Genomic DNA, 14146 nt, shown 5'->3' on the forward strand with positions numbered 1-14146 from the left:
TGTGGCTGCGACGCTTCTCAGCCTGTTTGCACGTTTTTTGGCGGAAGGTGTGTTGGCCACCGTCGAGCTCCTCGAAAGACTTTTTAGGAAATAGCAAACAAAATAGGCCGCGAATCATGCCGATGAGTTGATGTCTTGTCAAGGGCGGTTGAGACGTTCCGCTAAGTGGTAGGTATAAAGAGGCGGGATATTTATTTCCGGCGCTTGACCTGTAAACTCGCGAGCTTTGGCTCTGTGCTGCTGCGGCGCGGAGTATCGCATAAGTGGGCGCTTTGTTCGCCTGCTGTTTATCGACAGGCACAAACTCTTTCAATGAATCTGCTCAAATCGTTGGCCGCCGTCAGCTCTATCACGATGCTTTCCCGGGTTCTGGGGTTCGTCCGTGACACGCTCATCGCACGTGCATTTGGCGCAGGGATGGCGACCGACGCCTTCTTTATCGCCTTCAAACTGCCCAATCTGCTGCGGCGAATCTTCGCCGAGGGCGCATTTTCCCAGGCCTTCGTGCCGATTCTTGCCGAATACAAGAGCCAGAAGGGCGAAGAGGCGACGCGAACGTTCATTGCCTACGTCTCGGGCCTGCTGACGCTGGTGCTGGCGTTGGTCACGGCGCTGGGCATGATCGCCGCGCCGTGGGTGATCTGGGCCACCGCGCCGGGCTTCACCGACACGCCGGAAAAATTCGAGCTGACGGCCAGTCTGCTGCGGGTCACCTTTCCTTATATTTTGCTGATCTCCCTGTCTTCACTCGCCGGAGCGATCCTCAATACTTACAACCGATTTTCGGTGCCGGCCTTCGTTCCGACTTTACTTAACGTCAGTATGATCATTTTCTCGGTGTTTCTGACACCGTATTTCGATCCGCCGGTGATGGCCCTGGGCTGGGCGGTGCTGGTGGGTGGTCTGGCGCAATTGCTTTATCAGCTGCCGCACCTGAAAAAAATCGGCATGCTGGTGCTGCCACGCCTGAATTTGCGCGATAGTGGCGTCTGGCGGGTGATGAAGCAGATGTTGCCGGCGATTCTCGGCGTTTCGGTGAGCCAGATTTCCCTGATCATCAACACCATTTTTGCCTCGTTTCTGGTCGCCGGTTCCGTGTCCTGGATGTATTACGCCGATCGCTTGATGGAATTGCCCTCCGGCGTGCTGGGTGTGGCATTGGGCACCATCCTGCTGCCGACCCTGGCGAAGACCTACGCCAGCAACGATCGCCACGAGTACTCGCGGATTCTCGATTGGGGTCTGCGCCTGTGTTTCATGCTGGTGCTGCCATGCTCACTGGCGCTGGGGATTCTGGCCGAGCCGCTGACGGTTTCGCTGTTCCAGTACGGCCAGTTCAGTGCGTTTGATGCGTCCATGACCCAGCGCGCGTTGATCGCTTATTCGGTCGGTTTGCTCGGGATTATCGTGATCAAAGTGCTGGCGCCGGGCTTTTATGCGCAACAAAACATCCGCACGCCGGTAAAAATTGCGATTTTCACGCTGGTTTGCACGCAATTGTTCAACCTGGTGCTGATCGGTCCGTTGGCTCACGCGGGCCTGGCCCTGGCCATCAGCGCGGGTGCTTGCCTTAACGCAGGTCTGCTGTTCTATCAGCTGCGCAAGCAGCAGATGTACCAGCCGCAACCGGGTTGGGCGAAGTTTGGCGCCAAGCTGGTCGTCGCGGTCGTCGTCATGTCTGCGGTATTGCTGGCTGGAATGCACTTTATGCCGGCCTGGGATCAGGGCCATATGCTCGAGCGCTTCCTGCGTCTGGGGGCTCTGGTAGCGGCTGGCGTGGTGGCTTATTTCGGTATGTTGCTGTTGATGGGCTTCCGTTTGCGCGACTTCAATCGCAAAGCGTTAAGCTGAGGTTCAGACCTCGATAAACACGGGCGGGCTGGCGGTTTTGTCGGCTCGATCACTTTGGGTTACGGTGTTGCCTGTCGTCGGCCGCCGGGTGTGGTTATAATCGACCACTTTATGAGCAAGAAGCGCGTTATGCAGCTGGTTCGAGGCCTCCACAATCTGCGCCCCCAGCATCGGGGCTGTGTCGCCACTATTGGCAACTTTGACGGTGTTCACCGTGGCCACCAGGCTATCCTGGCGAGGCTGCGTGAACGTGCAATCGAGTTGGGCGTGCCCAGCTGCGTGGTGATTTTCGAGCCGCAGCCCCGGGAGTTTTTTGCCCCCGACACGGCACCGGCTCGTCTGGCCCGACTGCGCGACAAATTGCAGCTGCTGGCCGAGGAAGGTGTCGACCGGGTTCTGTGCCTGGCCTTCAACCAACGCCTGAGCAAGCTCAGCGCCGCCGAATTCGTCGATACGATTCTGGTGGACGGCCTCGGCGTGCAGCACCTGGAGGTCGGTGACGACTTCCGGTTCGGTTGTGATCGGGTGGGGGATTTCGATTTCCTGCAGCAGGCCGGCGTCCTCCAGGGTTTTACCGTCGAGGCGGCGCAAACCGTCGAACTGGACGGTATTCGCGTCAGCAGCACCCAGGTCCGCAATGCCCTGGCCGCTGCCGATTTTGCCTTGGCCGAACGCTTGCTCGGTCGTCCGTTCCGGATTGCCGGGCGCGTCCTGCATGGCCAGAAGCTGGCGCGCCAACTGGGTACGCCAACCGCCAACATACAACTCAAGCGCCGTCGCGTGCCGTTGTCCGGGGTTTACCTGGTCAACGTCGACATCGACGGCAAGACCTGGCCAGGCGTCGCCAATATCGGCGTGCGGCCAACGGTCCAAGGTGATGGCAAAGCCCACCTGGAAGTGCACCTTTTAGATTTTGCCGGCGATCTGTATGACCGGCGTTTGACGGTGGTTTTCCACCACAAGCTGCGTGAAGAGCAGCGTTTCGCCTCTCTGGAGGCGCTTAAGACGGCGATCAATGCGGATGTTGCCGCCGCCCGTGCCCTGTCGCACCTAGCGCCAATCGCTAATGAAGAGCCTTAAATGACCGACTATAAAGCCACGCTAAACCTTCCGGACACCGCCTTCCCAATGAAGGCCGGCCTGCCTCAGCGCGAACCGCAGATTCTGCAGCGCTGGGACAGCATTGGCCTGTACGGTAAGTTGCGCGAGATTGGCAAGGATCGTCCGAAGTTCGTACTGCACGACGGTCCTCCGTACGCCAACGGCACGATTCACATCGGTCATGCGCTGAACAAGATTCTCAAGGACATGATCATCCGCTCGAAGACCCTGTCGGGTTTCGACGCGCCGTATGTGCCGGGCTGGGACTGCCACGGTCTGCCGATCGAGCACAAAGTCGAAGTGACCCACGGCAAGAACCTGGGCGCGGACAAGACCCGCGAACTGTGCCGTGCCTACGCCACCGAACAGATCGAAGGCCAGAAGTCCGAGTTCATCCGTCTGGGCGTGTTGGGCGACTTCGCCAACCCGTACAAGACCATGGACTTCAAGAACGAGGCCGGTGAAATCCGTGCCTTGGCCGAAATCGTCAAGGGCGGTTTCGTGTTCAAGGGCCTGAAGCCTGTGAACTGGTGCTTCGATTGCGGTTCGGCCTTGGCTGAAGCGGAAGTCGAGTACGAAAACAAAAAGTCCTCGACCATCGACGTCGCGTTCCCGATTGCCGATGAAGCCAAGCTGGCTGCCGCTTTCGGTCTGCCGTCACTGGGCAAACCTGCTTCGATCGTGATTTGGACCACCACCCCGTGGACCATCCCGGCCAACCAGGCGCTGAACGTTCACCCGGAATTCAACTACGCCCTGGTCGACGTCGGCGACAAGTTGCTGGTGCTGGCTGAAGAGCTGGTCGAGTCGTGCCTGGCCCGTTACAGCCTGGAAGGTTCGGTCATCGCGACCACCACCGGTAAAGCACTGGAACTGATCAACTTCCGTCATCCGTTCTACGATCGCCTGTCGCCGGTTTACCTGGCCGACTACGTCGAACTGGGCGCTGGCACCGGCGTGGTTCACTCCTCGCCGGCCTACGGCGTAGACGACTTCGTGACCTGCAAGAAGTACGGCATGGTCAACGACGACATCATCAATCCGGTGCAAAGCAACGGCGTTTACGTGCCGTCGCTGGAGTTCTTCGGCGGCCAGTTCATCTGGAAAGCCAACCCGGCCATCGTCGATAAACTGACCGAAGTCGGTGCGCTGCTGCACACCAGCATCATCGAACACAGCTACATGCACTGCTGGCGTCACAAGACCCCGCTGATCTACCGCGCCACCGCGCAGTGGTTCATCGGCATGGACAAACAGCCTGAGACCGGCGAAACCCTGCGCAAGCGGGCGATCAAAGCCATCGAAGACACCAAGTTCGTCCCGGCCTGGGGCCAGGCGCGCCTGCACTCGATGATCGCCAACCGTCCGGACTGGTGCATCTCCCGCCAGCGTAACTGGGGCGTGCCGATCCCGTTCTTCCTGAACAAGGAAAGCGGCGAACTGCACCCACGTACCGCCGAGCTGATGGAAGAAGTCGCCAAGCGCGTCGAAGTCGAAGGCATCGAAGCCTGGTTCAAGATGGACGCTGCCGAGTTGCTCGGTGACGAAGCGCCACAGTACGACAAGATCAGCGACACCCTGGACGTCTGGTTCGATTCGGGCACCACGCACTGGCACGTCCTGCGCGGTTCGCACCCGATGGGGCACGAGACCGGCCCACGCGCCGACCTGTACCTGGAAGGTTCGGACCAACACCGTGGCTGGTTCCACTCGTCGCTGCTGACCGGTTGCGCCATCGACAACCACGCGCCGTACCGCGAGTTGCTGACCCACGGCTTCACCGTCGACGAGTCCGGCCGCAAGATGTCCAAGTCCTTGGGCAACGTCATCGCGCCGCAAAAAGTCAACGACACCCTGGGCGCCGACATCATGCGTCTGTGGGTGGCTTCCACCGATTACTCGGGTGAAATGGCGGTTTCCGAGCAGATCCTGCAACGCAGTGCGGACGCCTACCGGCGTATCCGTAACACCGCGCGCTTCCTGCTGTCGAACCTGACCGGCTTCAACCCGGCCACCGACATCCTGCCAGCCGAGGAAATGCTCGCGCTGGACCGTTGGGCCGTGGACCGTACCCTGCTGCTGCAACGCGAGTTGCAAGAGCACTACGGCGAATACCGCTTCTGGAACGTCTACTCCAAGATCCACAACTTCTGCGTGCAGGAGCTGGGCGGTTTCTACCTCGACATCATCAAGGACCGTCAGTACACCACTGGCGCCAACAGCAAGGCTCGCCGTTCGGCGCAAACCGCGCTGTACCACATCAGTGAAGCGCTGGTGCGCTGGATCGCGCCGATCCTGGCGTTCACCGCCGACGAACTGTGGGAATACCTGCCGGGCGAGCGTAACGAATCGGTCATGCTCAACACCTGGTACGAAGGCCTGAGCGAGCTGCCGGAAGGCGTCGAGCTGGACCGCGCCTACTGGGAGCGGATCATGGCGGTGAAGGTGGCGGTCAACAAGGAAATGGAGATCCAGCGCGCGGCCAAGGCCGTCGGTGGCAACCTGCAAGCCGAAGTGACGCTGTTCGCCGAAGAATCGCTGAGCGCCGACCTGGCCAGGCTGAGCAACGAACTGCGCTTCGTGCTGATCACCTCGACCGCTACCGTTGCACCGTTCGTGCAGGCGCCGGCCGATGCTGTGGTCACCGAAGTCAGCGGTTTGAAGCTGCAAATCGTCAAGTCGGCCTTCCCTAAGTGCGCCCGTTGCTGGCACTGCCGTGAAGACGTCGGCGTGAACCCGGAGCATCCGGAAATCTGCGGTCGTTGCGTCGACAACATCAGCGGCGCGGGCGAGGTTCGCCACTATGCCTAATGCGGCTGGCCGTTTCGGACGGCTGAGCTGGCTCTGGTTGAGTTTGCTGGTCCTGGTCATTGACCAGGCCAGCAAGTTCTACTTCGAAGGCAAGCTCGCGATGTACCAGCAGATCGTGGTGATCCCCGATTATTTCAGCTGGACACTCGCCTACAACACCGGCGCGGCGTTCAGCTTCCTGGCCGACAGTTCCGGCTGGCAGCGCTGGTTGTTTGCCCTGATCGCTGTGGCGGTGAGTGCGGTGCTGGTGGTGTGGCTCAAGCGTCTGGGGCGCAATGAAACCTGGCTGGCCGTCGCTTTGGTGCTGGTGCTGGGTGGCGCGCTGGGCAATCTGTATGACCGCATTGCCCTGGGTCATGTGATCGATTTCATCCTGGTGCACTGGCAGAACCGCTGGTATTTCCCGGCGTTCAACTTTGCTGACAGCGCTATTACTGTCGGCGCCGTGATGCTTGCACTGGATATGTTCAAAAGTAAGAAAACCGGAGAAGCCGTTCATGACTGAACAGGTATTGGCTGAGCAACGCATCCGCCAGAACACGGAAGTCACCTTGCACTTTGCACTGCGCCTGGAGAACGGCGACACCGTCGACAGCACCTTCGACAAAGCCCCGGCGACCTTCAAGGTCGGCGACGGTAACCTGTTGCCAGGTTTCGAAGCGGCACTGTTCGGCTTCAAGGCTGGCGACAAGCGTACGCTGACGATTCAGCCGGAGAACGCTTTTGGTCAGCCCAACCCGCAGAACGTACAGATCATCCCGCGCTCGCAGTTCAAGGACATGGAACTGTCACCGGGTTTGCTGGTGATCTTCAACGATGCGGCGAATACTGAGCTGCCCGGTGTGGTGAAAGAATTCGATGATGAGCAAGTGACCATCGACTTCAATCATCCGTTGGCCGGCAAAACCTTGACCTTTGACGTCGAGATCATCAACGTCAAATCGTTGTAATTGACCCGACACGGTCAACTGTAGGAGCTGAGCTTGCTCGCGAAGGCGTCATCACATTCAACTTCAATGTTGACTGGAGCACCGCCTTCGCGAGCAAGCTCTGCTCCTACAGGGTTGTAATGATCTTATTTCTTGCGCGCAAGACACGAGGCACAGCATGCAAATCAAACTCGCCAACCCCCGTGGCTTCTGCGCCGGCGTGGACCGGGCGATCGAAATCGTCAACCGCGCCCTGGAAGTCTTCGGGCCGCCGATCTACGTGCGCCACGAAGTGGTCCACAACAAATTCGTCGTCGAAGACCTTCGCGCTCGCGGGGCGATCTTCGTCGAGGAACTGGATCAGGTGCCGGACGACGTCATTGTGATCTTCAGTGCCCACGGTGTTTCCCAGGCCGTGCGGACCGAAGCTGCCGGCCGTGGCCTGAAAGTGTTCGACGCGACGTGCCCGCTGGTGACCAAGGTGCACATCGAAGTCGCGCGTTACAGCCGCGACGGCCGTGAATGCATCCTCATCGGCCACGCCGGTCACCCGGAAGTCGAAGGCACCATGGGCCAGTACGATAGCAGCAATGGTGGCGCGATCTATCTGGTCGAAGACGAGAAAGACGTCGCCGCGCTGCAGGTGCATAACCCGGATAGGCTGGCGTTCGTGACCCAGACCACGTTGTCCATGGACGACACCAGTCGCGTTATCGACGCCCTGCGTGCGCGTTTTCCGGCCATCGGTGGGCCACGCAAGGACGACATCTGCTACGCCACGCAAAACCGTCAGGACGCGGTCAAGCAATTGGCCGATGAATGCGACGTGGTGTTGGTGGTCGGCAGCCCGAACAGCTCCAACTCCAATCGCCTGCGCGAGCTCGCCGAGCGCATGGCCACCCCGGCCTACCTGATCGACGGTGCCGAAGACCTGCAAAAAAGCTGGTTCGACGGTGTCGAGCGCATTGGCATCACCGCGGGTGCCTCGGCTCCAGAAGTCCTGGTGCGTGGCGTGATCCAGCAGTTGCAGGCGTGGGGCGCTACCGGTGCCGATGAATTGGCCGGTCGCGAAGAGAACATCACCTTCTCCATGCCTAAAGAGCTACGGGTCCGCTCGCTGCTCTGAGCTTTTTCCTCCCTCGCATAACGCCTGCGCAGCCTTTTTGCTGCGCAGGCTGACGCGACCGCTTGAGGCCAGCACCACCTGGAGCTGACTCACCGCTTCGTGGGCTGCGCAGATGTGCAAGGTCCCCGATTGAAAGCCACCGTGCAGTGGTTCACCCAGATGGCTGAATCGGACGGCAGTCCTGACGTAGCTATTGCCGAAAATCGGCACCCGCGTCTCGCTCCGACGTTCGACCAGCAGCGGATTGTCGCTGTCCTCGTGTCCTTTGCCGTTTACATCCAGAATAATTCGCCAGCCCTGGCCCCAGTCGTCGTTTATCCCGTGAATGACCACGGTCTGGTTGCGTGCGATCGCTTCGCTCCTGGCGCTGCGCATCCCGCTGACAAGCGACGCCGCTGCTTCTTCGCGATGGTTCGATTCTGTGAGGGTTGCGAACGCCGGACCGACCAGTAGCAGAACAATCCCGGCAATTGTCAGTCCCATGAGCAGTTCGATCACGCTGAAACCTTGCTGATGCATGGCATCTCCTTCCCTGGAATGCAGTGGCCCGCGCGATCCGTGCGCGAGTAATGGCAAAACAACCGGACATCTGCCGGTCGAATGCTCTAGCGTGTAGAAGCAGGTATAGCCGACGGCAACGGAGGGCATCGATGGAACATCGTACAAAAGGTTTCACGTTGATCGAGTTGCTGGTCGCGCTCGCGGTGTTTCTGATCCTGATCACCCTGGCTGTCCCGGCGTTTACCCGTTCGGTGCAAAGCACCAAGGCCGATACCGAGATCGGTGATCTGCAGCGCGGTCTGAATTTCGCCCGCCTGGAAGCGATCGACCGAGGCGTCACCACCCGGATCCGTCCAACGGCGGGCGGCAGTGTCTGGACCGGGGAATTGACGGTGTATGACGGTACTGGCAATCCGGCGAATGTATTGCGGGTTGTTCCGGCGATGAGCAGCGGCGCGACTCTGACGCTAACCTCAGGAGTGACCGCCATCGATTTCAATAATCTGGGGGGCTTGTCGGCACCGTCCACGGCGGTGGTGATCAGCTATGTATTGGGGGCGCAAAGCAGGACGCTGAATGTGTGTTTGAACGGACGAGTGCTAGTGGGTGGAAGTTGCGGATGAGGGGATGGAGCAGGCGTGCACAGGACGGCATGACGCTGATCGAAGTCTTGGTGGCGTTAGTGATTCTTAGCGTCGGGCTGCTGGGGGCGGCAGCGCTTCAGCTGAATGCGCTGAAGTACACTGACAGCTCGCGGATGACCAGCCAGGCGAGTTTTATCGCCTACGACATGATGGACCGCATTCGCGCCAACTCCGGCGCCGACTACACCGTCACGCCTCCCACCTCGGGTAACCTGAACGTCGCCCGCGATCAGGACCTCTACGACTTCACCTCCAACATCGTCAATTCCCTCGGTGCGACCGCAACAGGTAGCGTCACCCTAAATCAGCGGGTGTACACCATCACCATTACCTGGGACGACTCGCGGGCGGCCAATACCGCCAATGCCCGTCGCAGTTTTGTGCTGGCCAGTCGCGCGACTGTCGACCCGGTGTCGACACCATGAAGCGGCTCAATAGTGGTTTCGGCCTGATTGAATTGCTGATTGCCCTCGCGCTGAGTTTGATCGTGGTGCTGGGCGTGGCGCAGGTTTTTATCGCGGCGAAGAACACTTACGTCAGCCAGAACACGGCCGCCAGCATTCAGGAAGATGCGCGTTTCGTGCTGAGCAAGATGATTCAGGAAATCCGCATGGTGGGCATGTTCGGCTGCCTGGGCACGATCACCGACGCCAGTGCGACGGGTGATTTCAACGCCAACCAGATAACGCCGATCAACTGGGATAACGCCAATCTCAAGCTCACGCTGGTGAGCGCCGATGTCGGTGGCAGTGGCGGGGCGCCGACCTGGACCGTGGTTTCCGATTGCCGAAATACGGCGACGGCCTATACCGGCGTGCGGGCGCCGGCGTCAGGGCAGCAGGCCTTTCCCATCCGGCGACTGATCTACAGCCTGAAAAATGGACAGCTGACGATGGGTGCCGGCAGCGGCACGCCGAGCCAATTCGTGCTGGTGGACAACGTCAGCGCCTTCAATGTGAGCTTCGGCCTCGCCAGTTCGGCCACCGATACGGCAGCCTCCAGTTACAGCACCAACCCTGCCGATCCGGCACGTATTCGCAGCGTGCGCCTGACGTTGACCCTCACGGACCCGAACAACCGGGTGCGCAATCAAACCTTCAACGTGGTTGCCGCTTTGCGCAACCGCTTGCCATGAGGGGAGGGACGATGAGCTTTTCTACCATGTCCTCTCACCGCCAGCGCGGCATGGCACTGCTGGTGAGCCTGGTGTTTCTGTTGTTACTGACGCTGATCGGCATTTCATCCATGCAGAATGCCACCCTGCAGGAAAAAATGGCCGGCAGCGTGACCTTGCGCAATCAGGCTTTCCAGAGTGCCGAAGCGGCATTGCGCATCGGCGAAAGTGCGGTGCAAGTGGACACCTACACGTTGCCGGTCTGCAGCGGCACCAGCCAATGCTTGCCACCGGCAGAATCTTCTTCAATCACCACCGCCGTGTTCAATTCCACTTCGGGGGTGACCTGGATCGCCGCCGGCAACGGTTTCTACGGCGTGCAGAATATCGGCACCACCCTGACCGCCGTGAATGTGCCGAGCAATACCTCGGCAACGCTGTACCGAGTGACTGCCGTGGGTTTCCCGGGCACCTCGCGCAATTCACGCAGTGTGGTGGAGAGTATTTATGCGAAGTACTGAGAGGCGCACCGGATGGTGGTCGCTGCTGTGTGGTGCGCTTTTGGGGCTGTACCTGTCGGCTCCGGCCTATGCCTTCACACCGTCGGATTCTCCACTGTTGAGCGCCGCGGCCGTTGCGCCAAACGTCATGCTGTTGATCGATGACTCGGGGAGCATGAACAACATCATTTGGGCGCCGGGTTTCAATCCCGCGGCCAACTGGCCACAGATAGCGATTTGCAATTCGAACTTGTCCTGCCTGGGCGGTCAGAACCTGGACATGAGTGATACCAATATTTTGTTGTCGAGCCTCAATCGTGGCGGTTGCTCGACCAATGGCAACTGGTACGGTTTTTATCGTGGTTTTTTGGGGCTGTCATCGATCTGCCTGAAGCTGCCCGACCCGGTAGGCAATGAAAACACACGTTACACGGCTGACTACCTGTCTTATCTGGTGGGCCTGGCCAACGGTTCGAACCGGGATTTCACTACAGGGACCAACGCAATTCCCAACGAATACCGGATCAGCGTGGCACAGGATGTGTCCACCAGCCTGGTCTCCAGCAATCGCGCGTTGCGCATTGGCCTGGCGACGTTCAATCCACCGACGAGCAGTAACTCCGGCGGTGGCGGCTTCATCGCCCGATCGATCAGCGACCTGTCTCCAGTCAGCGGCAGCGTCACCCAGGCCCAGGCTGACAGCAATTACAACAATCTGCTCGCCTCCATCAACGCCTTGAGTGCCATCGCCAACACGCCACTGGCGGAAACCTACTACGAAATAAATCGCTATTTCCGCGGACTGGCGCCGTTCTATAACTCGACACCGACGACGTACACCAGCCCGATTCAGTACCGCTGCCAGAAAAACTACGGCGTGGTGATCACCGATGGCTTGCCGACCTTCGACCGGACCTTTCCCACGACCGATCCATTGGGTGGTACTCGTCTGCCCAATTGGGATGGCGTGAACAATGACGGTGACAACCTGAACGGTGATGGAGAGGGCGACACGCTGTATCTGGACGACATCGCCAAGTTTGCCTTCGACATCGACATGCGCTCCACAGGCACCGATCTGGCCGGCAAGAGCTGGAATGCGGCGGATTTTCCCAAGCAAAACATGAACACCTACACCGTGGGTTTCACCGCCGCGAATCAGATGTTGTCGGACGCCGCCAATTACGGGCAGGGCAAGTACTACCAGGCCACCGACAGCATCGGCCTCAATATTGCGTTGTCCTCCGCCCTGAGCGACATCACGTCCAAGGCCGGTTCCGGAGGCAGCGGCACCACCAGCAGCTCGATCATCGTTGCCGGTTCCGCCTATTACCAGACCAGCTATGACCCCAAGGACTGGCGCGGCACCATCAAATCCTATGGCTTTACCGCCAATGGCGCGGTGAATACTGCCTCGGTGCTCTGGACCACCGACACGGCCATCGTGCCCGCCGCCACGGCACCGACCTACCAATCCTGGAACACCCTGACTAACGCCCCTGTCACCCTGGCCTACAGCAATTTCGCCCCGACGCAGCAGACGTCGTTGAGTCAGAGCCTGCCCACCGGCATTACCGGCATTGATCTGGTGGAATGGAGCAAAGGCACCAACAAAACCGGATTGAAAGTGCGCAACGTGTTGCTCGGCGACATCATCAATTCGCCCCTGGTGCTTGCATCACCCGCAGAAAAAACCGCCTCCGACCTGATCGGTGACACCAGCTACAGCACTTACCTGGCCACCAAAGCCACCAACATGAGTTCCAGTCTGGTGGTCAACGCCAACGATGGCTTTGTCAGCGTCATCAACGCCGCCAACGGTGCCAGGCGTTACGCCTACATGCCGTCCAGTGTGCTGCCATCGTTGCGCTATATCGCCGATACCGCTTACAGCAACGGCGTCAGCCACAAGTTTCTGGTCGACGGTCAGGTCGGGGTGTTCGATGCCCAGCTCAACAGTGCCTGGAAAACCCTGGCACTGGGCGGGACGGGTGCGGGCGGCAAGACGTTTTACGCGCTGCAGTTGTTCGACGCCTCGGCCGGTAACGTGACCAAGGCGCTGTGGGAAATCACTGCGCCGACCACGGCGAATACGGCCAACGTTTTCAATGATCTGGGTTATGCCTACGCCCGCCCGGAAGTGGCACGCTTGGCTGACGGTCGATGGGCGGCGTTCATCTCCAACGGCTACGGCAGTAACTCCGGGGTAGCGGCGTTGTATGTCGTGGATATTCGTGACGGTTCGCTGATCAAAAAAATCGTGGTCGACAGCACAGAAACCACCAACGGCTTGTCCTCGGTAAAGCTCAAGGTCAACTCGCAGAACGTGGTGCAGGCCGCCTATGGTGGAGACTTGAAAGGGCGGCTCTGGAAATTTGATTTAAGCGGTATCACCACGGACACCTGGGGTGTGGCGTTTTCCGGCAAACCGTTGTTTACCACGGCAGGCGGCGCGACCCAGCCGATCACCGTGCAGCCGCTGCTGGCGGACAATCCACTGGGCGGCAAGGTGGTGTTTTTCGGCACCGGCAAATTCAACGAAACGGCCGACAAGACCAGCAAGGATTTGCAGGCGTTCTATGCCGTGTGGGACGCGAACGGCGGTTCCGGGCAGATCACCACCTCCAGCTTGCAGGCCCAGGCGGTGACGGGTGTGCTGTCGACCGGCTCGGGGCAAATCATTACCACCAGCCAGAACGACGTGACCTATCCGGCGGAGAAGGGCTGGTACTTGCCACTGGTCTACAACAGTGTATTGACGGGGGAGCGGGTGATCAATCAGGCCTCACTGGTGCTGGGTCGGATCGTTTTCACCACGGCGATCGTCGACACCACCGACCCGTGCGCGAGCTTTGGCACCGGCAAACTGGTCGAACTGGATGCGTTCAGCGGTAAGATGCTCAACTACGCGGTGCTCGATACCACTGGCGATGGTTTGATCGACAGCACCGACACGATTTCCAGCGGGGTGGTCTTCACGGGCGGGATTCCGATCGTGAACGCCATCGTCGACGGCGGAACCGGCAAGATCGTCGGCGATACCAGTGGCGCGGTGGTCAGGCTGGTTGAAAAGGGCGGTGGCGGCAGCCGGCGCATCATGTGGCGACAAATACAGTAAACAGTCAGTGAGAGTTGAGGCATGCGCAGAACCAACCGAGGTTTTACCTTGATCGAAATCATGATCGTGATTGCGATCATCGGGATCGTCATCACCATTGGCTACCCGAGCCTCACCGAGTACGTGAAAAAGGGCCGTCGCACCGAAGTCGCCGGCCTGCTCTCCGAACAAGCGCAGCTCCTCGAGCGTTTCTATTCGAAGAACAACGTCTACACCAACGCCACCGGGCTGAGTGCGGGTAATGACTTCTACACCATTACCCCAACCCTGACCGACCAGACCTTCCTGCTGACGGCCGTGCGCAAGACAGGCACCGCCATGGCAACTGACAGGTGTGGCGATTTCACTATCACCAACACCGGCGTCAGAAGCATGGCCAATGCGGCGTCCGGTCTGACGAGCAAGGATTGCTGGGGTCGCTGAGTTCCTTTTTCAGGCGCCTTTTGCGCCT

Annotated in this window: 14 protein-coding genes; 12 read left to right on the plus strand and 2 right to left on the minus strand. The window is 59.6% G+C overall.

Translation table 11 applies throughout. The annotated features are described in order from the left end of the window. The first annotated feature begins 312 nt into the window (after positions 1-312). Positions 313-1851 carry a murein biosynthesis integral membrane protein MurJ gene (gene murJ / locus ACIPL2_RS27685; RefSeq protein ID WP_401361836.1) on the plus strand — a complete coding sequence of 513 codons (1539 nt, stop codon included), beginning with the start codon at positions 313-315 and terminating at the stop codon, positions 1849-1851. Between the two features lie 3 nt (positions 1852-1854). Here the strand turns inward: murJ and ACIPL2_RS27690 are convergent, their stop codons facing one another. Further along, positions 1855-2073 carry a hypothetical protein gene (locus ACIPL2_RS27690; RefSeq protein WP_401362018.1) on the minus strand — a complete coding sequence of 73 codons (219 nt, stop codon included), beginning with the start codon at positions 2071-2073 and terminating at the stop codon, positions 1855-1857. Between ACIPL2_RS27690 and ribF the strand changes: the two genes are divergently transcribed. The 5 genes from ribF to ispH all read left to right on the plus strand — a co-directional run bounded on the left by ribF (position 1981) and on the right by ispH (position 7818). Next, complete coding sequence (ribF, locus tag ACIPL2_RS27695) at positions 1981-2931, plus strand: bifunctional riboflavin kinase/FAD synthetase (protein ID WP_401361838.1); 951 nt, start codon at positions 1981-1983, stop codon at positions 2929-2931. The two genes, ACIPL2_RS27690 and ribF, sit on opposite strands and share 93 nt — an antisense overlap. Further along, entirely contained in the window at positions 2932-5763 is a 2832-nt protein-coding gene (gene ileS / locus ACIPL2_RS27700; protein WP_401361841.1) for an isoleucine--tRNA ligase, read from the plus strand. Next, on the plus strand, positions 5756-6268 hold the full coding sequence (gene lspA / locus ACIPL2_RS27705) for a signal peptidase II (RefSeq protein ID WP_401361844.1): 513 nt from the start codon (positions 5756-5758) through the stop codon (positions 6266-6268). The genes ileS and lspA overlap by 8 nt, the downstream gene beginning before the upstream one ends. A gap of 7 nt (positions 6269-6275) precedes the next feature. Beyond that, positions 6276-6713 (plus strand): FKBP-type peptidyl-prolyl cis-trans isomerase, encoded by a 438-nt coding sequence (gene fkpB, locus ACIPL2_RS27710; protein ID WP_177333623.1) that lies wholly within the window; start codon positions 6276-6278, stop codon positions 6711-6713. 157 nt (positions 6714-6870) lie between these two features. Next, positions 6871-7818 (plus strand): 4-hydroxy-3-methylbut-2-enyl diphosphate reductase, encoded by a 948-nt coding sequence (gene ispH, locus ACIPL2_RS27715; RefSeq protein ID WP_401361847.1) that lies wholly within the window; start codon positions 6871-6873, stop codon positions 7816-7818. On the opposite strand, the gene ACIPL2_RS27720 is transcribed toward ispH, so the two are convergent. Beyond that, positions 7795-8337, minus strand: a complete 543-nt coding sequence (locus tag ACIPL2_RS27720; protein ID WP_401361850.1) for a GspH/FimT family pseudopilin — start codon at positions 8335-8337, stop codon at positions 7795-7797. The genes ispH and ACIPL2_RS27720 overlap by 24 nt on opposite strands. 131 nt (positions 8338-8468) lie before the next feature. Here ACIPL2_RS27720 and ACIPL2_RS27725 point away from each other — a divergent pair, with 131 nt between their 5' ends. The 6 genes from ACIPL2_RS27725 to ACIPL2_RS27750 are packed head-to-tail and all read left to right on the plus strand — an operon-like array spanning position 8469 to position 14118. Then, positions 8469-8942, plus strand: coding sequence for a GspH/FimT family pseudopilin (locus ACIPL2_RS27725; protein WP_401361853.1), 474 nt, complete (start codon positions 8469-8471; stop codon positions 8940-8942). Next, positions 8939-9388 (plus strand): type IV pilus modification protein PilV, encoded by a 450-nt coding sequence (gene pilV, locus ACIPL2_RS27730; RefSeq protein WP_401361856.1) that lies wholly within the window; start codon positions 8939-8941, stop codon positions 9386-9388. Before ACIPL2_RS27725 ends, pilV begins: the two co-directional genes overlap by 4 nt. Next, positions 9385-10098, plus strand: coding sequence for a PilW family protein (locus ACIPL2_RS27735; protein ID WP_401361859.1), 714 nt, complete (start codon positions 9385-9387; stop codon positions 10096-10098). The genes pilV and ACIPL2_RS27735 overlap by 4 nt, the downstream gene beginning before the upstream one ends. Positions 10099-10109: 11 nt before the next feature. Continuing rightward, complete coding sequence (locus ACIPL2_RS27740; protein WP_401361862.1) at positions 10110-10598, plus strand: PilX N-terminal domain-containing pilus assembly protein; 489 nt, start codon at positions 10110-10112, stop codon at positions 10596-10598. Continuing rightward, positions 10585-13695, plus strand: a complete 3111-nt coding sequence (locus ACIPL2_RS27745) for a pilus assembly protein (RefSeq protein ID WP_401361865.1) — start codon at positions 10585-10587, stop codon at positions 13693-13695. The genes ACIPL2_RS27740 and ACIPL2_RS27745 overlap by 14 nt, the downstream gene beginning before the upstream one ends. 21 nt (positions 13696-13716) lie before the next feature. Then, a complete protein-coding gene (locus ACIPL2_RS27750) occupies positions 13717-14118 on the plus strand; it encodes a type IV pilin protein (RefSeq protein WP_401361868.1) in 402 nt (133 codons plus the stop codon). Positions 14119-14146 lie beyond the last annotated feature (28 nt).

Source organism: Pseudomonas sp. NPDC086251, assembly GCF_044746405.1.
Taxonomy (GTDB): Bacteria; Pseudomonadota; Gammaproteobacteria; order Pseudomonadales; family Pseudomonadaceae; genus Aquipseudomonas.

Bases quoted from the DNA above. Each gene is read 5' to 3' on its own strand.
- pilV (WP_401361856.1), top strand. From the start codon at position 8,939: ATGAGGGGATGGAGCAGGCGTGCACAGGACGGCATGACGCTGATCGAA.
- ispH (WP_401361847.1), top strand. From the start codon at position 6,871: ATGCAAATCAAACTCGCCAACCCCCGTGGCTTCTGCGCCGGCGTGGAC.
- ACIPL2_RS27725 (WP_401361853.1), top strand. From the start codon at position 8,469: ATGGAACATCGTACAAAAGGTTTCACGTTGATCGAGTTGCTGGTCGCG.
- murJ (WP_401361836.1), top strand. From the start codon at position 313: ATGAATCTGCTCAAATCGTTGGCCGCCGTCAGCTCTATCACGATGCTT.
- ribF (WP_401361838.1), top strand. From the start codon at position 1,981: ATGCAGCTGGTTCGAGGCCTCCACAATCTGCGCCCCCAGCATCGGGGC.
- lspA (WP_401361844.1), top strand. From the start codon at position 5,756: ATGCCTAATGCGGCTGGCCGTTTCGGACGGCTGAGCTGGCTCTGGTTG.
- ACIPL2_RS27720 (WP_401361850.1), bottom strand. From the start codon at position 8,337: ATGCATCAGCAAGGTTTCAGCGTGATCGAACTGCTCATGGGACTGACA.
- ACIPL2_RS27740 (WP_401361862.1), top strand. From the start codon at position 10,110: ATGAGCTTTTCTACCATGTCCTCTCACCGCCAGCGCGGCATGGCACTG.
- ACIPL2_RS27750 (WP_401361868.1), top strand. From the start codon at position 13,717: ATGCGCAGAACCAACCGAGGTTTTACCTTGATCGAAATCATGATCGTG.
- ileS (WP_401361841.1), top strand. From the start codon at position 2,932: ATGACCGACTATAAAGCCACGCTAAACCTTCCGGACACCGCCTTCCCA.
- ACIPL2_RS27735 (WP_401361859.1), top strand. From the start codon at position 9,385: ATGAAGCGGCTCAATAGTGGTTTCGGCCTGATTGAATTGCTGATTGCC.
- ACIPL2_RS27745 (WP_401361865.1), top strand. From the start codon at position 10,585: ATGCGAAGTACTGAGAGGCGCACCGGATGGTGGTCGCTGCTGTGTGGT.